21 protein-coding genes are annotated in these 20,571 nt (G+C 64.8%); 8 read left to right on the plus strand and 13 right to left on the minus strand.

Annotated features, from left to right (window positions below; genetic code table 11):
• Positions 1 to 36: 36 nt before the first annotated feature.
• The 6 genes from gatA to rpsU all read right to left on the minus strand — a co-directional run bounded on the left by gatA (position 37) and on the right by rpsU (position 4,660).
• Positions 37 to 1,521 carry an Asp-tRNA(Asn)/Glu-tRNA(Gln) amidotransferase subunit GatA gene (gene gatA, locus WFP36_RS14665; RefSeq protein ID WP_336981526.1) on the minus strand — a complete coding sequence of 495 codons (1,485 nt, stop codon included), beginning with the start codon at positions 1,519 to 1,521 and terminating at the stop codon, positions 37 to 39.
• A complete protein-coding gene (locus tag WFP36_RS14670) occupies positions 1,518 to 1,661 on the minus strand; it encodes a hypothetical protein (protein ID WP_336981529.1) in 144 nt (47 codons plus the stop codon). Before WFP36_RS14670 ends, gatA begins: the two co-directional genes overlap by 4 nt.
• The gene (gene gatC, locus WFP36_RS14675) at positions 1,658 to 1,960 is read right to left on the minus strand and encodes an Asp-tRNA(Asn)/Glu-tRNA(Gln) amidotransferase subunit GatC (RefSeq protein WP_336981530.1); all 303 of its coding nucleotides are present in this window, start codon (positions 1,958 to 1,960) and stop codon (positions 1,658 to 1,660) included. The genes WFP36_RS14670 and gatC overlap by 4 nt, the downstream gene beginning before the upstream one ends.
• Before the next feature lie 71 nt (positions 1,961 to 2,031).
• The gene (locus WFP36_RS14680) at positions 2,032 to 3,741 is read right to left on the minus strand and encodes a DUF4153 domain-containing protein (protein ID WP_336981532.1); all 1,710 of its coding nucleotides are present in this window, start codon (positions 3,739 to 3,741) and stop codon (positions 2,032 to 2,034) included.
• Positions 3,742 to 3,806: 65 nt separating this feature from the next.
• Positions 3,807 to 4,358, minus strand: coding sequence for an FKBP-type peptidyl-prolyl cis-trans isomerase (locus WFP36_RS14685; protein ID WP_336981534.1), 552 nt, complete (start codon positions 4,356 to 4,358; stop codon positions 3,807 to 3,809).
• Between the two features lie 95 nt (positions 4,359 to 4,453).
• A complete protein-coding gene (rpsU, locus tag WFP36_RS14690; RefSeq protein ID WP_054531871.1) occupies positions 4,454 to 4,660 on the minus strand; it encodes a 30S ribosomal protein S21 in 207 nt (68 codons plus the stop codon).
• Between the two features lie 212 nt (positions 4,661 to 4,872).
• On the opposite strand from rpsU, the gene crcB reads away from it, so the two are divergent.
• Genes crcB through WFP36_RS14715 form a run of 5 tightly spaced genes read left to right on the plus strand, consistent with a single transcriptional unit; the run spans position 4,873 to position 8,051 of the window.
• Positions 4,873 to 5,280 (plus strand): fluoride efflux transporter CrcB, encoded by a 408-nt coding sequence (gene crcB / locus WFP36_RS14695; protein ID WP_336981536.1) that lies wholly within the window; start codon positions 4,873 to 4,875, stop codon positions 5,278 to 5,280.
• The gene (locus tag WFP36_RS14700) at positions 5,277 to 6,500 is read left to right on the plus strand and encodes an RluA family pseudouridine synthase (RefSeq protein WP_336981538.1); all 1,224 of its coding nucleotides are present in this window, start codon (positions 5,277 to 5,279) and stop codon (positions 6,498 to 6,500) included. The genes crcB and WFP36_RS14700 overlap by 4 nt, the downstream gene beginning before the upstream one ends.
• Positions 6,497 to 7,150, plus strand: a complete 654-nt coding sequence (locus tag WFP36_RS14705; protein ID WP_336981539.1) for an HAD-IA family hydrolase — start codon at positions 6,497 to 6,499, stop codon at positions 7,148 to 7,150. Before WFP36_RS14700 ends, WFP36_RS14705 begins: the two co-directional genes overlap by 4 nt.
• Entirely contained in the window at positions 7,147 to 7,356 is a 210-nt protein-coding gene (locus WFP36_RS14710) for a hypothetical protein (RefSeq protein ID WP_336981541.1), read from the plus strand. The genes WFP36_RS14705 and WFP36_RS14710 overlap by 4 nt, the downstream gene beginning before the upstream one ends.
• Positions 7,338 to 8,051, plus strand: coding sequence for an ATP12 family chaperone protein (locus tag WFP36_RS14715; RefSeq protein WP_336981543.1), 714 nt, complete (start codon positions 7,338 to 7,340; stop codon positions 8,049 to 8,051). The genes WFP36_RS14710 and WFP36_RS14715 overlap by 19 nt, the downstream gene beginning before the upstream one ends.
• 42 nt (positions 8,052 to 8,093) lie before the next feature.
• On the opposite strand, the gene WFP36_RS14720 is transcribed toward WFP36_RS14715, so the two are convergent.
• Genes WFP36_RS14720 through WFP36_RS14735 form a run of 4 tightly spaced genes read right to left on the minus strand, consistent with a single transcriptional unit; the run spans position 8,094 to position 11,695 of the window.
• Positions 8,094 to 8,684 carry an ABC-type transport auxiliary lipoprotein family protein gene (locus WFP36_RS14720; protein WP_336981544.1) on the minus strand — a complete coding sequence of 197 codons (591 nt, stop codon included), beginning with the start codon at positions 8,682 to 8,684 and terminating at the stop codon, positions 8,094 to 8,096.
• A 41-nt stretch (positions 8,685 to 8,725) separates the two neighbouring features.
• Positions 8,726 to 9,673: an MlaD family protein gene (locus tag WFP36_RS14725; protein ID WP_336981546.1), complete on the minus strand. Its 948-nt coding sequence runs from the start codon at positions 9,671 to 9,673 to the stop codon at positions 8,726 to 8,728.
• A 7-nt stretch (positions 9,674 to 9,680) separates the two neighbouring features.
• On the minus strand, positions 9,681 to 10,586 hold the full coding sequence (locus tag WFP36_RS14730) for an ABC transporter ATP-binding protein (protein WP_336981548.1): 906 nt from the start codon (positions 10,584 to 10,586) through the stop codon (positions 9,681 to 9,683).
• A complete protein-coding gene (locus tag WFP36_RS14735) occupies positions 10,583 to 11,695 on the minus strand; it encodes an ABC transporter permease (protein WP_336981549.1) in 1,113 nt (370 codons plus the stop codon). The genes WFP36_RS14730 and WFP36_RS14735 overlap by 4 nt, the downstream gene beginning before the upstream one ends.
• Before the next feature lie 120 nt (positions 11,696 to 11,815).
• On the opposite strand from WFP36_RS14735, the gene WFP36_RS14740 reads away from it, so the two are divergent.
• The 3 genes from WFP36_RS14740 (at position 11,816) to WFP36_RS14750 (ending at position 16,917) form a co-directional block, all read left to right on the plus strand.
• Complete coding sequence (locus WFP36_RS14740) at positions 11,816 to 14,500, plus strand: valine--tRNA ligase (RefSeq protein ID WP_336981551.1); 2,685 nt, start codon at positions 11,816 to 11,818, stop codon at positions 14,498 to 14,500.
• Positions 14,501 to 14,662: 162 nt separating this feature from the next.
• Positions 14,663 to 15,409 carry a 7-carboxy-7-deazaguanine synthase QueE gene (locus WFP36_RS14745; protein WP_336981553.1) on the plus strand — a complete coding sequence of 249 codons (747 nt, stop codon included), beginning with the start codon at positions 14,663 to 14,665 and terminating at the stop codon, positions 15,407 to 15,409.
• Between the two features lie 80 nt (positions 15,410 to 15,489).
• Complete coding sequence (locus WFP36_RS14750; protein ID WP_419716646.1) at positions 15,490 to 16,917, plus strand: MATE family efflux transporter; 1,428 nt, start codon at positions 15,490 to 15,492, stop codon at positions 16,915 to 16,917.
• Positions 16,918 to 16,956: 39 nt separating this feature from the next.
• Here WFP36_RS14750 and WFP36_RS14755 read toward each other — a convergent pair whose 3' ends face one another.
• The 3 genes from WFP36_RS14755 to WFP36_RS14765 form a co-directional block, all read right to left on the minus strand.
• Positions 16,957 to 18,729, minus strand: coding sequence for an ATP-binding protein (locus WFP36_RS14755; RefSeq protein WP_336981557.1), 1,773 nt, complete (start codon positions 18,727 to 18,729; stop codon positions 16,957 to 16,959).
• A gap of 116 nt (positions 18,730 to 18,845) precedes the next feature.
• Entirely contained in the window at positions 18,846 to 19,610 is a 765-nt protein-coding gene (locus tag WFP36_RS14760) for a TIGR02186 family protein (RefSeq protein WP_336981779.1), read from the minus strand.
• The gene (locus WFP36_RS14765; protein ID WP_336981559.1) at positions 19,610 to 20,524 is read right to left on the minus strand and encodes a sulfite exporter TauE/SafE family protein; all 915 of its coding nucleotides are present in this window, start codon (positions 20,522 to 20,524) and stop codon (positions 19,610 to 19,612) included. Before WFP36_RS14765 ends, WFP36_RS14760 begins: the two co-directional genes overlap by 1 nt.
• Between the last annotated feature and the right edge of the window lie 47 nt (positions 20,525 to 20,571).

Below are 20,571 nucleotides of genomic sequence, written 5' to 3' on the forward strand. Positions count from 1 at the left end.
GGCGATCACTCGCCCGAGTTCATTCCGTATTGCCTGTTACCACCACTTCTCCGGCTTGGCCGCAAAGCCAGCGCGCTGCTCGATCGCCAGGCCAGCATTCAGCACGCCCTGTTCGTCAAAGGCCTTGCCGATCAGCTGAAGGCCCAGCGGCAGGCCTTCGCTGTTTAGCCCGACCGGAACCGACATGGCCGGCAGGCCCGCCAGCGAGGCAGGAACCGAGAACACGTCATTCAGGTACATGGCCAGCGGATCGTCCAGCTTGTCGCCCAGCGGGAAGCTGGCGGTGGGCGTGGTCGGCGCCAGGATCACGTCGCATTGCGTGAAGGCGTTCTTGAAATCCTGGCTGATCAGCGTGCGGACCTTCTGCGCCTGCGTGTAATAGGCGTCATAGAAGCCGGCGCTCAGCACATAGGTGCCGATCAGGATGCGGCGCTTCACCTCGTCGCCGAAACCGGCAGCGCGAGTGGCGGCATACATGTCCTGCAGGCCGGCACCATCGGGCAGATCGCGCAGGCCATACCGCACGCCGTCATAACGGGCGAGGTTGGACGAGGCTTCCGCCGGGGCGATGATGTAATAGGTCGGCAGGGCATATTTGGTGTGCGGCAGGGAGATATCGACGATCTCGGCGCCCGCATCCTTCAGCCAGGCGATGCCATCGTCCCAGCTCTTGGCCACTTCGGCGTCCATCCCATCCATGCGATATTCGCGCGGGATGCCCACCTTCTTGCCACGCAGGTTCGAATCCAGCCCTGTCTCCCACTCCGGCACCGGCAGGTCGAGGCTGGTCGCGTCCTTGGGATCGAAACCCGCCATCGCCTCCAGCATGATCGCACAGTCACGCACGTCGCGCGCCATCGGGCCTGCCTGATCGAGCGAACTGGCGAAGGCCACGATACCCCAGCGGCTGCAACGGCCATAGGTCGGCTTGATGCCCGAAATACCGGTGAAGGCAGCGGGCTGGCGGATCGAGCCGCCCGTGTCCGTGCCGGTAGCCGCCGGAGCGAGCCGCGCGGACACCGCTGCGCTGGAACCGCCCGAGGACCCGCCCGGCGCGAGCGCGGCATTGCTGCCCTGCTTGCGCCACGGCGAAATCACATTGCCGAAATAGCTCGTCTCGTTCGACGAACCCATAGCGAACTGGTCGAGGTTCAGCTTGCCCAGCATGCCCGCGCCCGCTTCCCACAGCTTGCGGGACACGGTGCTTTCATATTCCGGCTTGAAGCCTTCCAGAATGTGGCTGGCAGCCGTGGTCTGCACGCCCTGCGTGGCGAAGAGATCCTTCATGCCGATGGGCACGCCGGCCATCTTGCCGAGCGCCTTGCCCGCGGCGCGATCCGCATCGACCTTGTCCGCTGCTTCCAGCGCCTTTTCAGGCGTGGCGACGATGAAGGCGTTGAGCGCATCCTGCGCGGCGGCGACATTGGCGTTGAACGCCTCTGCTACTTCGCGCGCGGTGAAATCGCCCTTGGTCACGCCTTCGCGGATGGCGGCGACGCCGAGTTCGGTAAGGTCAATCATGCGTCGTCCAGTCCCACCTTCAGCGCGTGGCCTTCGACAGGCTCAGGCTGAGCGGATGTTATTTCAAGAGCCAGGCCACCAAGCCCGCTCAGGCTGAGCTTGTCGAAGCCCACGCGAATAGCCATGCGCCGGTCGATCATTCGATCACCTTAGGCACGCCGAAGAAGCCGTGTTCTGCGGCGGGAGCATTGGCCAGAACCGCGTCGCGCTTGCCGCCGCCGGTCAGCGGATCGGCATCGACCACGTCATCGCGCAGGCGCAGGCTGTTCGGGATCACGGCAGTCATCGGTTCGATGCCCGTCACGTCCACTTCGCCGAGTTGCTCCACCCAAGCGAGGATATTGTTGAACTCCGGCACCATCCGGTCGAGCTGTTCGTCGCTCATCCGGAGGCGCGCGAGCGAGGCGATCTTCGCCACGGTTGCTTTATCGACAGACATGGCCGCGCGTTAGCTTGCCTGCGGCCCGCCTTCAAGCGCGGGGATGCCGCAAAGGCGACTATTCGAACGGCCTATTCGAACGGTTCCCCCACCGGCTTGCCATCGACATAAATCTGGCGGCCGCTGAACGGGCGGACTTCGACCTGCGGCACGCGGCCGTGAGCTTCGGCCGCAACTTTGTTCAAGGTCGGCACGGGTGGCCGCAGACCGGCGGCTTCCGGCAGGAGCGAACCGTCAGCCTGCAATCGCAAATGCTGGACCCCGCCGCCCTCGACCAGCGCAAAATGACGCGCGCCCTCGGGATAGGTGCCAAGATCGAGCACCACGCAGCGGCTGTTGCAACGCCAACCTTCCTGCCTCAGCAAGAGTTCGAACGCGGCCCCGATTTGCGGATCGGCACTCAAGCCCGACAGATTGGCAAGGCGCTGATCCCGCTTCTCCTGCGGCTCCTGCCAGTTCCAGCGCCGTTCCTTGCGCGCCTGCGCTTCCCTGGCGAGCTTGGCCACCTCGGCATCGTTGCTCCTGGCCAGTTTCGCCAGCGCGCGCTTTCCGGCGTCGCCGAAATCCCATTTGAGCGCGTCGTAGTCGAAATCCTGGGCGCTCACTTTGCCCCGTTCCAGCCGCGACAGCTGATTGGCGACGGAAATGCCCGCGAAATCGAGGATCGGCAAAGCGAGCAACAGGGCATAGAGGCTCACCCCCACCGCGAGGTGCATATTCGCCCGGCGCAGGAAAGGCCGCCAGCGCCACACCTTTCCCCTGATCGCGGCAACCCAGATCGCCACGCCATAGGCGCAGGCCACGGCGATGGCCGTGAGGCCCCACAACCGCTCAGGCGAAAGGCCGTATTGCGCCACCCGCGTGCCCATGGAGATCACTGCCAGCAGGGTAAGCGGCAAGATGCCCATGGCGAGTACGAAGGCAGTGACGCGCATCACCACATTGCGCGTCATGTCCGTATCGTCTTCGCGGACGATGGCATTGGCGAGGATGAAGCACCCCGCCGCGCAGGCGAGCAGCACCGGCGTGGCGCTGCGAGTCGCCTCCCACAGCACGTCGAGGCCCGAGAAAGCTACCGCGATCAGGAAGATCGCCAATGCCACGGCCAGCGGCACCGCCAGCAGCGAGAGAACCAGCAGCACCACCGATTGCAAGGCGCCCAGCACTTTCAGCGAATTGCGCAAGGTGCCCAGCGCCGCGCCAAAGGCGATGCCCGCCACGCTCCAGCCGAACCAGCCCTTTTCCAGCAAATCCTCCAGCAGATCGATCTGGATCAGCCGGAAAAGCGCGGCGAGGACGAACAGCAGCGCAAAGGAAAGCCCGGTGAAGGCCAGGGCGCCCGCGGCGCTGACCGCGTCGGTCCAGACGAAGAAATGGGTATCGCGATAGGGCGTGGCAAAGCGGGTACGATGGAAGCCTGCCTGAAACAGCGGCAGCGCCAGCAAAGTGGCGATCACCCCGGCGCCGAAGCCAAAGTGCTCGTCCGATGCGTGATCGCCCGCATTCACTGCGCGCCATGCCAGCCCGGCCATGACCAACCCTGCGACCAGAGCGAAGATGGCTACGTCCTTCCACCTTTCCCGTTCGAGCGAGAAGGCGGCGGCCATGGGGCCGAAGAACAGGAAGGCCGCCGCCGCCATGCGCGGTGCGTCATCCTCATGCCCCTCAGTAACTAAGTAAATCAGCAGCCCGGCAAGGCCGAGCAGGCCAGCCAATATCCATGGGCGTAGCGGCCAGTCGCGCGCATGCAGCCCCGGCGTCTCGATTCGTTCCTCTCCCATGGACAGGAACATCCTCCAACACCGGGGCAGCGGCAAGCGCCCCGGTTCAGCTTAAGCGCCAGTCCTTATTCGGGGATAGGGGCGCCCTGCGGCGCACCACCGGGGACGCCGCCCTGCTGCTGCATCTGCATCATCTGCTGGATCTGCATCCGGCGCTGGAAGTCCGCCTCGGACATGAAATCGATCAGTTCGATCTCGAAGGTCAGGTCCGCATTGGCGGGAATCACGACCTCACCCGTCATCGGGTTCTTCTGTTCCTTCGGGCCATAGGCCTTCTCGGACGGGATATGCAGGGTGTACTTGCCACCCTTCTTCATCTTGGTGAGGCCTTCCGCGAAGCCGGGAATGATGCCCTGGCCCAGCGGGAAGGGAACGCCCTGGCTCTGGTCGAACACAGTGCCGTCATCCAGCTTGCCGACATAATTCACCACGACCACATCGGTCTTGCCCGGATTGGGGCCGACGCCCGGAGTCAGTTCGGTGATGGTCACGCCCTGCGGCACGGTGAGCCAGGCAAGCCCGGCACCGAGGAGAATCACCACCACGACACCCAGCCACAGCTTGGCGAGGGAACCCTTCTTCAAAGGCTGGAGCGGGACGCGGGTAACTTCGGCCATGGGCGATTCCTGAAAAGCAAAAAGCAAAAGGGCGCGGATTTGAAGCCGCGCCCTCTTGGCTCAACAATGCTGTGGGTTCAAGCGATCTTGAACGCTTACTTCGATCCGTCGCGTTCCATCCGCTTGCGCTCCAGCTTGCGGGCGCGGCGGACGGCAGCGGCCTTTTCACGGGCACGCTTTTCGCTCGGCTTCTCGAAGTGACGGCGCAGCTTCATTTCGCGATACACGCCTTCACGCTGCAGCTTCTTCTTGAGCGCGCGAAGGGCCTGGTCGACATTGTTATCGCGAACGATGATCTGCATAAATTCAAACACCTCACAGCAACTGCCGGGGCGCCCCGCGAAGCGGCGGGGACCAGCCCTGACGAATCAACGAAAATATGGCCGATTCCTTGAAGGAACGGCTCGATAGCGGGCGCCCCTAGCGAAAAGCGCCCCCAAAGGCAAGCATTTGAGCCATCAAATCGGCGCGGCCTGCCTTCCAACTTCGGCGCCACGCGTCTAAGGCACCGCTCATGACTGCCACCCCACCCCTTGCCGCAACCGCCTATGTCGCCCTTGGCGGCGGAGCAGGCGCGGTGCTGCGCTATCAGCTCGGACGGCTGATGACCCACGCACTCGGCCCCGCAACCGTCACCGCCTTTCCCTGGGCAACGCTGGCCTGCAACGTTCTTGGCAGCATCGCCATGGGCGTGCTGGCCGGCTTCCTCGCCCGCCACGGCACCGGCGGCGATTTCTGGCGCCTGCTGCTGGGCGTGGGCGTGCTGGGCGGCTTCACCACTTTTTCCAGCTTCAGCCTGGAACTGATGCTGCTGATCGAACGCGGCCAGCCCACCCTGGCACTCACTTATGCCGGGGTTTCGCTGCTGGCTGGGCTGACCGGCCTCTATATCGGCCTCATCGCCATGCGGGTGGCAGGATGAAGCCGGCCGAGGAAGTGCGCCAGTTCACCGTCGGGGCCGACGATGACGGAATCCGGCTGGACCGCTGGTTCAAGCGCCATCTGCCGCAGGTTGGCTTCGCCACCGTGTCGCGCTGGGCCCGCACCGGGCAGATTCGCGTGGACGGCAAGCGCGCCAAGCCGGAAGACCGGCTGGAGATGGGCCAGGTGCTCCGCGTGCCGCCGGGCGGCGACAGTTCCGCCAAGGAGCCGCGCCCCCGCCGCGAACTGAGCGAGGAAGATGTCGCCCGCGCCGAGGCCATGGTGATCACGCAGGATCGCTCCGCCATCGTGCTCAACAAGCCGCCGGGCCTCGCCACGCAGGGCGGAACGAAGATGAAGGACCATGTCGACGGATTGCTCGACGCCTTCGTGCGCGGCGATGAAGCCCGCCCGCGTCTGGTCCACCGGCTCGACAAGGATACCAGCGGCGTGCTGCTGGTGGCCCGCACGCCGGGCAGCGCGGCCTTCTTCTCCAAGCGCTTCTCGGGCCGTTCGGCAAAGAAGGTCTATTGGGCGCTGATCGTGGGCGTGCCCGATGTGCTGGAAGGCACGATCGACGCGCCTATCGCCAAGCAGCCGGGCACTGGCGGCGAGAAGATGCATGTGGACGAGGAAAACGGCCAGCCCGCCCGCACCCGCTACCGCGTGATCGACCGTGCGGCCAAGCGCGCCGCCTGGGTGGAATTGCAGCCGCTGACCGGCCGCACGCACCAGCTGCGCGTCCACATGGCCGCGATCGGCCATCCCATCGTGGGCGACGGCAAATATGGCGGCCCGGAAGCCTTCCTGACCGGCAGCATAAGCCGCAAGATGCACCTGCATGCCCGGCGCCTGATCATCGACCATCCCGATGGCGGCAAGCTGGACGCGACGGCCGAACTGCCCAGCCATTTCGCCACCAGCATGGAACAGCTGGGCTTCGACATTTCGATGAGCGACGCCTTGCCGGAAGAAAGCGCGCCCCCGCCCTCTCGCACCGAGAAGAAGCAGGCGGCCAAGGCCCATGCCAAGCAATACCGCAAGGAACGGCGGGGCGAGCGCCGCAAGCGCGGCCCCTCCGGCGATGCACCGCCTCGCCGGGGCAAGCCTGCTGCCGCTGGAAAGCCTGACGGCAAGCCCGGCGCGAAACCCGCACGGCGGCCGGGAGCGAAACCTGGAGCAAAGCCCGCCGGAAAGCCGGGGCCGAGAGGCCGCAAGTGACCATCCGCCTTGCCGTGTTCGATTGCGACGGAACCCTTGTCGATGGCCAGGCGGCCGTGTGCAACGCGATGCGCACTGCCTTCGAGACGGTGGGCCTGCCTGCCCCGGCCAATTCCTCGGTCCGGCGGATCGTGGGGCTGAGCCTGCCGGTTGCCATCCGCCATCTCGCCCCCGATGCCGAAGCCGAGCAGCACACCCATCTAGTGGAAGCCTATCGCGCCGCCTTTTTCGCCGCGCGCACCAGCGGGCAGGTGGCCGAGCCGCTTTATGACGGCATTCGCGATTTGCTGGGCGATCTCCACCGCAGCGGCTGGACGCTGGGTGTCGCCACCGGCAAGTCGGAGCGCGGGTTGAAGGGCTGCCTTGCCAATCACGGATTGCTGGACCTGTTCGTCACGCTGCAGACGGCGGACAAGCACCCGTCCAAGCCGCATCCCGCCATGCTGGAGCAGGCCATGGCCGAAGCTTTCGCCGCGCCGTCGACCACGGCAATGATCGGCGATACGGCCTATGACATCGAAATGGCCAAATCCGCGGGCGCCCGGCCAATCGGTGTCGCCTGGGGCTATCACGCAGTGCAGGAACTGATGGACGCCGGGGCCGAGGCCGTGGCCGCCAATGCCGCCGAACTGCGGGAATTGCTGCGATGAGCAATGACAATCAGGCCCGTGACCGCTGGGCGATCATTTCCATCGTCCGCCTGGCCGGCGTCGCCATGGTGCTGGCAGGTGCGCTGGTGGTGCGCCAGATCATCGAATGGCCCAAGGAAGCGGGCTACGTGCTGATCCTTGCCGGGCTCGTCGATGTCTATCTCGTGCCACAGCTTCTCGCCCGCAAATGGCGGACGCCGAAATGAAGCGCTTCTACAAGAATGTTGCGGTCGAACCGGTCGAAGGTGGCTGGCGGGTGACGCTGGACGGGCGCGGGATCAAATCCCAGCGCGGCGCCGCGCAGATCGTGCCCAGCCGCGCGCTGGCCGAGGCAATGGCGCTGGAATGGGCCGACCAGGGCGAGGAGATCGACGCGGCCGCCTTTCGTTATCGCGATCTGGCCGATTACGCGATTGACGTGGTTTCAGCCGATCCCGCAGCCGAAGTGCCCTCGATCCTGCGCTATGCCGAAACCGATACGCTCTGCTACCGCGCTGACCCGGACGAGCCGCTCTACTCCCGCCAACAGCAGCTGTGGGAACCGGTGCTGAAAGCGCTTGAGGAGCGCCACAGCCTGCGCTTCGAGCGGGTGAGCGGCATCATGCACCGCCCTCAACCGGCCGAAACGCTCGCCGCGCTGAAGACCCATCTCGAAGCGCTCGATCCCTTCGCCCTTGCGGCGCTCAAGACCATGGCGTCCCTCTCCGCTTCGCTCGCCGTCGCGCTCACCGCCCTTGACGACGATGCGGATGCGGAAGCCCTTTGGGCCATCGCCAATGCCGAGGAAGACTGGCAGGCCGAGCAATGGGGCTGGGAATGGACGGCAGAGGAAAAGCGGGCAAAGCGCCTCGGCGAATTTGCCGCCGCACTGGAGTTTGCCCGACTGGCACGCCCGGACTGATCGCTTCCAGCCCCGCTTCTGGATGCTCTGACGAGGTCTGGCTTACCCGATCCAATCCGCCACTTCGGCAGCGACCTTATTTGCAGCCTCGTTCAGCGCCGGAGCGACGCTTGCGGCATCGGGGGTCACTCCGCCCACTTTCGCTTCGAAGCGGCGAGTGAGGATCTGGCCGTCAGGCTGGCGCAGCACTGCATCGAAGCGCACCACCACGGAACTGGTGCCTGCATCGTAACCCATTTCGGTAAGCTGGCCGGACAGCTTCGTAGCCGCCGCATAGGCAGTGTCGCTGCCTTCCACCACCAGCCGGGTCTGCTTGGCGCGGATGGTTTCAGCGAGCAGGCGACCGAACAGGCGCGCGGGCTTTTCCACCCATACTGCGTCCTTCAGATAGGCCACCGTGGCCGCATCGACCTGCACCGGCACGCGCGCAACGTCGAGCCGCTGGGGCGCATCCGGCTCGATCACGGCAAGGGCCTGAGCGGAGGTGCCGCTGGCCGAAAGACCGGCCGGGGCCAGCGCGGTGGGCGTGAGGGTGAACAGCGAGGGCGGAGGTTCCTTGCCCAGGCTGACGCAGCCGGACAGGGACAATCCCAGAGCGATGGCCGCAAGCCCGGCCTTGTGCCTCACTGTCATCGCGAAACCCTTCCTGGCCCAACTCTTCATGGCCCAACCCCTCACGGCTTGTAATCCGGCAGGTCGTTGCCCTTGATCAGTGCCCCTGCGCCCTGATTGTCGATCTTCTCGGTAATCTTGCGCAGGGCCTGGCTCGCCTCGCGCAGATCGCGCAGGGTCGCCTCGGCCGCAGGCAAGGTGGTCTCGGAAAGCTGACGCGTCGCAGGCTGCGTGCTCTTGAGCGTCGCATCGAGCGATTCCGCCGCCAGCTTGGCCGATTTCAGCGTGTCGCGCAGCTGGCTCGCCAATTGCTCGCCATCCTTCTTCAGCAAGCCATCGGCCGTGCCCATCGTATTCTCGAAGGCGGCAAGGCTCTTGCTCGCCTGCCGCAGGGTCGCCTGCAATTCGGTGAGCGTCGCCTCGATCTGGGGCGAGGCGTCGGCCACATGATCGGTCAGCCGCTCGGTATTCTTGAGAATGCCGGCGATCGAAGCCTGATTGTCATCCGACAGCATCTGAGTGAGGCGGTCAGTCAGCGTCGCCAGCCTTTCGAGCAGCAACGGCGCGTTGGACAGGATTTCTCCCAGCCCGCCCGGCTTGGCCGCGATAGTCGGCTTGCCTTCAAGGCAGCTGGTATTCTCGCAGGTGATTTCCGGCGCGCCTTCGCGCGCACCGTCGAGCTGGATCTTGGACGAACCGGTGAAGCTGGACTGCACCGTGGCGACCGTGCCCAGCAGGATCGGCACATCCTTGCCCACATTGATCCGCACCCGGACATATTCGGGATTCTTCGGCCAGAGTTCGATTTCCGAAATCTCGCCCACCGGAACGCCGGAGAAAGTGACGTTGGAACCCTTCGCGAGACCATCCACCGACTGCTTGAAAAAGATATCGTATTCCTTCTTCTGCGCACCGCTGAGCCCCGCGATCCACATGATGAAGGCCGCCAGCGCCGCCAGCAGGAACAGGGTGACAGCACCCACCCAGACATGGTTCGCGCGCGTTTCCATCGGCCGTCTATGCCCCTCTGCCCGCAGGCTTGTCCATGGCCCCGGTTTGTTTTTGACCGGTCCGCTTCTGACCGGCCCGATCCTGGCTGGCCTTGGCCGCCCGCCCGCGCGGACCGTTGAAATATTCCTGAATCCACGGATGGTCGAGCGCCAGCAGTTCCGGAATGGTGCCCACGGCGATCACTTTCCTGTCCGCCAGCACCGCCACCCGGTCGCAGATTTCATACAGCGTATCGAGGTCGTGCGTGATGAGGAACACGGTCAGGCCCAACACGTCCGCCAGTTCGCGGGTCAGCCGGTCGAAGGCAGCAGCACCGACGGGATCGAGCCCAGCGGTCGGCTCGTCAAGGAACAGCAATTCCGGATCGAGCGCCAGGGCGCGCGCCAGGCCGGCGCGCTTGCGCATGCCGCCCGAAAGCTCGGACGGGAACTTGCTCGCCGCCTCGCCCGGCAGGCCGGAGAGCCGGACCTTGTAGCGGGCAATCTCGTGCCGCAGCTCCGGCTCCAGCTCGGGATAGAACTCGCGCAGGGGGACTTCGACATTCTCCCCCACAGTGAGCGTGGAAAACAGCGCGCCGCCCTGGAACAGCACCCCCCAGCGCGAGCGGATGTCGATCTGGCTGCCTTCCCACAGGTCGGTCACCGTATGGCCCAGCACTTCGATATGGCCCTCATTCGGGACCTGCAGCCCGATGATGGAGCGCATCAGCACCGATTTGCCGGTGCCCGATCCGCCGACCACGCCCAGCACTTCCCCGCGCCGCACCTTGAGGTCCAGCCCTTCATGCACCGTATGCCCGTCGAACCGGTTGACCAGCCCTTTCACCACCACGGGAAATTCGCCCCGGAAGGGCTCCGGATCGAAGTGCCTTGCGTGGCGCTCCACATTGGCGACGAGCTTTTCCTCGCTCATCCCCAACCCACTTCAGTGAAGAAGACGGCGAAGAACGCGTCGAGCACGATCACCATGAAGATGCCCTGCACCACGGCCATGGTGGTGCGCAGGCCCACTTCCTCCGAATTGCCCTGCACCTGCATGCCCTGATAACAGCCGGCCAGCGCCACGATCAGGCCGAAGACCGGCGCCTTGACCATGCATACCCAGAGGTCATGCAGCGGCACCACTTCCTGGATGCGGTTGAGGAAGGTGAAGAAGGGTATGCCGAGGCTCAGATCGGAGACCAACGCGCCACCGACGATAGCCAGCCCGGCCGAATAGAAACCCAGCAGCGGCATCATGAACACCGCCGCCAGCAGGCGCGGCACGATCAGTGCCTCCATCGGGGAGACGCCGATAGTGCGCATCGCGTCGACCTCTTCGGTCAGCTTCATCGTGCCGATCTGCGCCGCGAAGGCGGAGCCGGAACGGCCCGCCACCATGATCGCGGTCATCAGCACGCCCAACTCGCGCACGGCAAGGCGGCCGGTGAGGTTCACCGTATAGATTTCCGCCCCGAACTGGCGCAGCTGCACCGCGCCCTGCTGCGCGATCACGACACCGATGAGGATGCTCATCAACCCGATAATGCCGAGGGCGGAGATACCTACCAGTTCGAACTGGCGCGTGATGGAAGCAAGCCGCAACCGCCGCGGATTGGCCGCGAGGGAGCCGAGCGCCGTGAGAATAGCACCGAGGAAGCCCAATAGGCGGATCACGCCCACGCCCCAGTTGAACACGCGAGTGCCGATCGCGGCGGGAACGCGGGTGAACAGGGGCAGGCGCTGCGGCTCGATCTCCGCTTCGCTCTGCGAGCCCTGCACTGCCTCTATCAGGCGGCGCGCATCCTCGCTGGCGCCGGTGATCTGCCCGCCGCTGTCGCGCGCGAAGCGCCACACGATCCAGGCGCCGACCGTGTCCACCGCGCCCACGTGGGAAAGGTCGATCCTATCCACCGGGCCGGGCCATTCGCGCAGTTTGCGATCGAGCACGCCGATGGAGGAAATCAGCAGGGGCCCGGTCAGCACCAGGCTGGCGCCGCCCTTTTCGTCGGTCTCGACCGTGAAATCCGCCCATTCCCTCATGCGGTTGAGCTATGCGAGCAAAATGGGGCCGCGACAAGGCCAAGGCAGCGGATGTAGCGCCGCCGTCAAGTCATTGGGCATTGCACCGCACAATCGCGGCTGGCAAAGGCCCTGACCAGTATGAGCGACACTCTGGACAAGACTTTCGACCCTGCCTCCATCGAGGCGAAGTGGTATTCCCATTGGGAGAGCAACGGCCTGTTCCGGCCCGAGCGCCCCGACGCGCAGCCCTTCACCATTGTGAACCCGCCGCCCAACGTAACGGGCAGCCTGCATATCGGCCACGCGCTGGACAATACGCTGCAGGACGTGGTCGTGCGGTACGAGCGGCTGCGCGGCAAGGATGCGCTGTGGGTGGTGGGCATGGACCATGCGGGCATCGCCACGCAGATGGTGGTCGAACGCCAGATGGAAGCGCGGCAGGACAAGCGCACCAACTACACCCGCGAGCAATTCGTGGAGAAGGTGTGGGAATGGAAGGCCGAGAGCGGCGGCGCCATCACCGGCCAGTTGCGCCGCCTGGGCTGCTCCATGGATTGGAGCCGCGAACAGTTCACCATGGACCCGCACTTCACCCGCGCGGTTCTCAAGGTGTTCGTGGACCTCTATAATCAGGGCCTGATCTACCGCGACAAGCGGCTGGTGAACTGGGACCCCAAGCTGAAGACCGCCATTTCCGACCTCGAAGTGGAAACGCGCGAGGTGAAGGGCGGCTTCTGGCACTTCAAATATCCGCTGGCCGATGGCGTGAAGCTGGATAACGGGCAGGACTATATCGAGGTCGCAACCACGCGCCCCGAGACGATGCTGGCCGATATGGCCGTGGCGGTGAATGCGGAGGACGAGCGGTACAAATCGGTCATCGGCAAGGAAATCCTCCAGCCGATTACCGGCCGCCGCTTCCGCATAGTGGCCGATGAACATGCCGACCCCGAACTGGGCAGCGGCGCGGTGAAGATCACGCCGGGGCATGACTTCAACGACTTCGAAGTGGGCAAGCGCGCCGGGATCGCCCCGGCCGACATGCTCAACATGCTCGATGCCGATGCCTGCGTGGTGCAGACGGCGGACGGGCTGGTGCCGGAGGAATTCCTCGGGCTGGACCGCTTCGACGCACGCGCGCTGGTGGTCGAGCGGATGAAGGAACTCGGCTTCCTCATCCCGCATGTGACGAAGGACAAGGAAGGCAACGAGGTTCTGCACGATGCCGAACCCCGCACCATCCAGACGCCTTTCGGCGATCGCGGCGGCGTGGTGATCGAGCCCTGGCTGACCGACCAGTGGTATGTCGATGCGGCAACGCTCGCCCAGCCCGCGATGGAAGCGGTGCGGAGCGGCGCCATCGAGATCGTGCCCAAGAGTTGGGAAAAGACCTATTTCAACTGGATGGAAAACATCCAGCCCTGGTGCGTTTCCCGCCAGCTGTGGTGGGGCCACCGGATTCCGGCTTGGTATGACGAGGATGGCAATGTCTTCGTTGCAGAGACGGAGGAAGAGGCGCAGGCACAGGCAGGCAACAAGCCGCTTACCCGCGATTCCGACGTGCTCGACACCTGGTTCTCCTCCGCCCTGTGGCCCTTCGCCACGCTGGGCTGGCCGGACCAGACCGAGCTGCTGGCCAAGCACTATCCCAACGATCTGCTGATTTCCGGCTTCGACATCCTGTTCTTCTGGGATGCGCGCATGGCGATGCAGGGTATCCATTTCATGCAGGAAGTGCCGTGGAAGCGGCTCTACCTCCATGGCCTCGTCCGCGCGCCCGATGGGGCGAAGATGTCCAAGTCGAAGGGCAATGTGGTCGATCCGCTGGGCCTGATCGACCAATATGGCGCGGATGCTTTGCGCTTCTTCATGGCGGCGATGGAAAGCCAGGGCCGCGACATCAAGATGGATGAGAAGCGGGTCGAAGGTTATCGCAACTTCGCCACCAAGCTGTGGAACGCCACGCGCTTCTGCCAGGCGAACGGCATCGGCGCCTCCGCCTCCATCGAAGCACCCGCTGCCACCAGCGCGGTGAACAAGTGGATCATCGGCGAAGTCGTGGAGACCGTGGCCGAGCTGGACAAGGCCATGGCCGAACTCCGCTTCGATGCGGCGGCCAATGCCATCTACCACTTCGTGTGGGACACTTTCTGCGACTGGTATATCGAACTCATCAAAGGGAACTTCGACGAGGAAACCAAGGCAGTCGCCGGCTGGGTGCTCGATCAGATTCTGGTGATGCTGCACCCCTTCATGCCCTTCATCACCGAAGAACTGTGGAACGCGCAGGGGGATCGGCCCTACGAACTGATCCTCGCCAAATGGCCCGCGCCGAGTGCCACTGTCGATCCGGCGGCCAAGGCGGAAGTGGAGTGGCTGATCGCGCTCACTTCCAACATTCGCACCGCCAAGAACGAGCTGGGCATTGCCCCCGGTGCCAAGCTGGAAGCCTATCTCGAAGTGCCCAGCGCGCTCGGCAAGGGCGTGATCGAAGCCAGCGCGGCGGCGATCGACCGCCTCGCCCGCCTCTCGGCCATCCGCTTCGAAGCGGCCCCGGCGGGCGCAGCGATGCAGATCGTTGCGGGCGGCGACAGCTTCGTCATCCCGCTGGAAGGGATCATCGACATCGAAGCCGAAAAGGCCCGCCTGACCAAGGCGCTGGAGGCTTCGCGCAAGGAAGCCAAATCACTCGAAGGGCGGCTCGGCAATCCGGCCTTCGTCGAGAAGGCCAAGCCCGAAGCGGTGGAGAAGGCCCGCGCCGACCATGCCCACCACGCTGCCGAGGCCGAGCGTCTGGCGGCGGCACTGGCGCGGCTGGGGTGAGGCTGGCTCTCCTGATCCTCCCCGAAACGGGGAGGGGGACCATGCGAAGCATGGTGAAGGGGCAGTCGCCCCGCCACGCAATCTCAGTGGTTCCGCGCGCTCGCGCGTGCCCCTCCACCGGCCAGTGGCCGGTCCCCCTCCCCGAAACGGGGAGGATTTGAGATGCCCCTAACTCTCGCCACCACCACGCCCGGCGAGCCGGAGATCTTCGCCTCGATCCAGGGCGAAGGCCCCTCCATGGGCAAGCCCTGCGCCTTTGTGCGCCTGTCTCGCTGCAACCTTTCCTGCGTATGGTGCGACACCGCCTACACCTGGCGCTTCACTGGCGATAACCGCCCGCACCGCGATGGGATCGCCTTCGATCGCGCGGAAAATCAGGTGACTCTGTCCGAAGAGGATGTCGCCGCGCGCATCGCCGCCCACGGTATGAAGCGGCTGGTGGTGACCGGCGGGGAACCACTGCTGCAGGCCCCAGCCCTCGCCCGCATGCTGGCCGCCCTGCTCGAACTGGTGCCCGGCACCATCGTGGAGATCGAAACCAACGGCACGGTCCGCCCCACAGAAGCGGTCGACCGATTCGTGGCCCAATACAATGTCAGCCCCAAGCTTTCGCATAGCGGCAACCCGGCGGAACTGGCGCTTATCCCCGAACGTCTTGCAGACTGGGTAGCAAGGCCGAAAGCCTCCTTCAAATTCGTCGTCGCCAGTCTTGAGGACGTGGCCGAAGTGCTCGCACTGGCGGAACTCCACGCAATTCCGCGCGATCGCATCATGGTGATGGGCGAAGGGACCGATCAGCAGACGCTGGAAGCACGCGAGGCATGGCTGGCGGATGTCTGCATTCGGGAGTCTTTGACTCTGTCCAAAAGGTTGCACATCCAGCTTTTTGGAGACAGTAGGGGCACATGAACGGCCCTACTGAATCAGCCGCCCCGCAGGGCGAAACAGCAGCCCAATCCGGCCCGCCCAAGGGTGGCCCCGGCCCGGCGATGCGCGGCGACCTCACACAGGGGCCGATCCTGCGCACCCTGATCCTGTTCAGTGTTCCCACGCTGATGGCCAACATCCTTCAGTCGCTTTCGGGCACAGTGAACTCGATCTGGGTCGGCCGGCTGCTGGGCGAAGAGGCACTGGCTGCCACAGCCAATGCCAATATCGTGATGTTCCTCGTCTCCAGCGCCGCCTTCGGCTTCGGCATGGCGGGCACGGTGAAAATCGGGCAACGCTTCGGCGCCCGCGACGTGGATGGCGCGCGGCGCACCTTCGGCACGGCGGTGGGCTTCTGCAGCCTGCTGATGATCGCCATCGCCGTGCTGGGCTGGTATATCGCGCCGGGCCTGCTGACCGTGCTGGAGACGCCGGAAGGCGCCTATGAACTGGCGCTCACCTATCTGCGGATCATCTTCCTCTCCATGCCGTTCATGATGGTCTCCATCATCCTCACCATGGGGCTGCGCGGCACCGGCGATGCACGCACGCCGCTGATCTTCATGCTGGTGACGGTGGCGATCGACGCGGTGCTGAACCCGCTGCTGATCGCCGGGCTTGGTCCGGTACCCGCCCTGGGCATCGCCGGCTCCGCCCTGGCAACGATGCTGGCCAGCTTCATCTCCTTCCTGGGCATGATCCTCTATGTCTATGCCAAGGACCTGCCACTGCGCCTGCGCGCGGCCGAGCTTGCCTATCTGCGCCCCCAGCGCGAGGAGCTGAGCTACATCATCACCAAGGGCCTGCCGATGGGCGCCCAGATGCTGGTGATGAGCGCGGCAGGCATCATCGTGGTCGGGCTGGTCAACCGCGAAGGCCTGCTGATGACCGCCGCCTATGGCGCGGCGATGCAGCTGTTCACCTATATCCAGATGCCCGCCATGGCCATCGGCGGCGCGGTCAGCGCGATGGCCGCCCAGTTCATCGGCGCGCACAAGTGGGACAGGCTGGACCATGTCACCCGCGCGGGCGTGCTGGTGAACTTCATCATGACCGGCGTGCTCACCGTGCTGCTGCTGCTGTTCGACCGGCCAGCGCTGGGCCTGTTCCTCGGGCCAGACAGCCCCGCCGTGCCGCTGGGCCGCCATATCCAGCTGCTGTCCAGCTGGAACTTCATCTTCTTCGGTGTGACCATGGTCTATTCCGCTACCATGCGGGCAGGCGGCGCGGTGATGGTGCCGCTGATCATCATCGCCATCGCCCTCTATCCGGTGCGCCTTGGCTTCTACTGGCTGACCTATGACTGGCTGGGCGCGGATGCGATCTGGTACAGCTTCCCCGTGGCCGCCTTTGCCGGGCTGGTTCTGGGCTGGTGGTTCTATCACTATTCCTCGTGGCGCGAGATCGCCAGGCCCGAGACCGAGGAAGAGGCAATGGAACAGGCACAGGCCGAAAGCGAACCCGCCGGGCGCTTCACACCTTCGGTATAGTCAAACCCCCTCCTCTCGCGAGGAGGGGAGATACCTGCTTTAGCGGCCTTGCGAGCGCCAGCGCTGGACGACGCGCTGCACCATATCCTCTTCGCCGCCGGACTGGCGCCACAGGTCGACGAAGCTCGGATCTTCCGAAGCGGGGCGCTTCGACTCTTCCAGATTGTCGAACGATACGCGGATCGGGATCGAGACGCCTTCGCCCACGATGATGCATTCGCGGTTGCGCAGTGCGGGGATGGAATCGAGGAAGCCGCGCGCACCTTCGGGCATGGCCGCCTTCACGAAGCTCTGGTCGCGTTCGTTGTTGAGACGCATGGACAGGATCGTACCGCACTGGGAAAGCACGCCTTCGGCAAGGTCCGACGGGCGCTGCGTGATGAGGCCCAGCGAAACGCCGTATTTACGACCTTCCTTGGCGATACGCGAAAGGATGCGGCCCACGGAGGAGCCATCGGCGTTCTTCTCGTTCGGCACGTAACGGTGCGCTTCTTCGCAGACGAGCAGGATCGGGCGCTGCTTTTCCTCGCGGCCCCAGATCGCGAAGTCGAACACCAGACGGCTGAGCACGGCCACCACTGTGGAAGTGATGTCGGACGGCACGCCCGACACGTCGATGATCGAGATCGGCCGGCCGGAAGGAGGCATACGGAAGATCTTTGAAATGAATTCCGCCATCGTATCGCCCACCAGCATGCCCGAGAACATGAACTGGTAGCGTGGATCGGCCTTGAGCTCGTCGACCTTGGTCTTGATCCGCATATAGGGCGCGCTCGACGTCGCCTTGTCGAGCTTGCCCATCTCGTTCTGCAGGATGTTGGTCAGGTCCGAGAGGAGATAGGGGATCGGGGAATCAACCGTGATCTTGCCCATGCTCTCGGCCAGCCGGTTCTTGCTGCGCGCCTCCAGCAGGCACTTGGCGAGAATGTCGGCATCTTCCTGCAGGGCGTTGCCGGTCGTCTTCAGGAACACTTCGCAGTGCTCCTCGAAGTTCATCAGCCAATAGGGCATCTGCAGGTTCGACACGTCATAGATCACGCCGGTGCTGCGGAAGGCGGCCGAATATTCGCCGTGCGGGTCGACCATCACGATATGGCCCTGCGGTGCTGCCTCGCAGATGCGGTGCAGGATCAGGGCCGCACTGGTCGACTTACCGGTACCGGTGGAGCCCAGCAGGGCGAAATGCTTGCCCAGCATCGCATCGACATAGATGCCCGCGCGAATGTCAGTGGTGGGATAGACCGTGCCGACCTGAATGGCGGAGCGTCCGTCAGACGCGTAAATTTGCCGCAAATCCGCATTGGAAGCCGGATAGATCAGCGCGCCGGGAATGGGATAGCGCGTCACACCACGGCGGAAACCATGGATGCGGCCCGTCAGCCGTTCCTCCTCACCCTCGCCCAGGAAGTCGATATTGGCGACGATACTGGCAGTGCCTCCGCGCTTGTCCTGCCGCTGGTTGCGCACGCTGGCCAGCAGCCAGCCGCCCGGAACGCGGATCTTGATCTGGCTGCCCACCTGCCCCGCCAGCGCAATGGAGGGATCGGCATCGGCGGCGCATTCGTTCAACCGCTCCAGATCGAGCGCGATCTGCGAGCTGGACCCGGCGATTTCCAGCACCACGCCGATCGGCTGGCTGGCATTCTCGCTGGACTGTGCGGAAGGGCGCTGGGCCGCGGTCTGGGCCGGCGCAGGCACAGCCTGGGCCTGGCCTGCGGGAGAGGGCGCCTGATGACCGGCTACACGGCCCGGGTCCTGCGATCCATCGGCAGGCTGGATGGGTCGGAAATACTGCTTGCCCAGATCGTTCATTTGGCCCCCGCGGTGGCGTTCCACTGATATTGCGAGCGCACCGCATAGGAAATTGGCGTTAAAATCGCGTCAATAACGCCCCGGAGATCACGTCCCGCCAGGCCGAAACGAGGCCGCTAGACCAGAGCGAAAAGGCGGCCTGCCACCCAGCCCATCAGCACCGAAAGCACGCAGGCGATCATGCCGTAAAAGAAGGGCTGCTCTTCCGAGAACTGGGCAATGAAGCGCTCGAACCCCTGCTTGCGCACTTCAACCCGCGAAACCGCAGAAGCAACCACACGGCCACGCGTGATGGCAAAGGTTTCTGCCGTGTAAGTACCGGTCAGCACGCTGGACGGCAGGGCGATACGCGCCTGATAGAGCACCTGCTCGCTCACGCTCACGCCCTTCTCGTCCTGCTTGTAGAGCCCTTCGCGGGTGCGCAGATCGACCAGACCTGAGGCGAAACGGGCCTGTTCTTCGGGATCGATAGCGCCGATGGGCGAAAGCTGCAGCCAGTCCAGCCCAAGCTCGTAGATTGCGGCCGTGCGCTCATCCACGATGTCCCTGATCGGGCGGGAACTCGCCACGGCGAAGAAGGACGGGGCAGAGCGAAAATCACTGCTATCGGCATTGACCCAGACGCCCGCGATCTTCTGCTTTTCGCGCAGCCGGATCGATTGGGTCGGCCCCTTCAGCACCACCACGATGTCGTAATCGCGCCCGGCGCGGATGCCGCTGGGATCGAGGATTGCCCCGTAAAGCAGCAGTTCCGTCCCGGTGAAGCCCTGCCGCACCTGAATCTCGTGCTGGGAAACCTCGGGCACCAGAATCGGGTCCCGCTGGCCGGAAAGCGCGAAAAAGGCGGCAAGCGCGAGCAGGATGGAGGGAATGCGGCCGATCACAACGGCACCACCGTATAGATTTCATCCGGTCGCACACCCAGGCCGAAAGCCATGCGCAGCGCGATGGCGAGCACGATCGCGGCAAGCGCGAGGCGCAGATAGACCGGCTTGGCCTTCTGCGCGAACTTCACGCCCAATTGCGCGCCGGTGACCGACCCGACCAGCAGCAGCCCCGCCAGCACCATGTCCACCGCCTTGGTAGTGAGCGCGTGCATCATGGTGGTAACCATGGTGACGAACAGGATCTGGAACAGCGAGGTGCCGACCACGACATTGGCGCTCATGCCGAGAATGTAGAGCATCGCCGGCACGAGGATGAAACCCCCGCCCACGCCCATCAGCATGGTCATGATGCCAGTCACGATCCCCAGGATCAGCGGGGCGAGCGGCGAGATATAGAGGCCGGAGCGATAGAAGCGCCAGCGCAGCGGCAGGCTGGCGACCAGCGGATGGTGGCGGCGCTTGCGGGCTGGCGGCGCGCTGCCGCTACGCATGGCGCGGATCGTCTGGATGCTCTCGCGCATCATCAGCGAGCCGATCGTGCCCAGGAGCACGACGTAGAGGATATTGATGACCGTATCGATCTGGCCGATCGCCTCGAGCACTCGAAACAGCACCGCGCCAATCCCGGTGCCGATCGCGCCGCCTGCCACCAGCACTGCGCCGATCCGGTAATCGACACCGTTCCGCCTTGTATGGGCCAGCACGCCCGATACGCTTGCCCCAGTCACCTGGCTGGCGGCGCTGGCCGCAGCGACCGTGGGGGGAACGCCGTAGAAGATCAGCAAGGGAGTGGTCAGGAAGCCCCCGCCAACCCCAAAAATGCCGGAAAGAATGCCCGTCAGCGCGCCGAGACCAACGATCACCAGACCGTTGACCGCGAGGTTCGCGATAGGGAGATAGACATCCATGTCCCCGCGTAACGCAGCGTTGCGGCGGATTAAAGGCGTGGCGCCCG

The organism is Fulverythrobacter fulvus (assembly GCF_037154085.1).
In the GTDB taxonomy this organism is placed as follows: Bacteria; Pseudomonadota; Alphaproteobacteria; order Sphingomonadales; family Sphingomonadaceae; genus Andeanibacterium; species Andeanibacterium fulvum.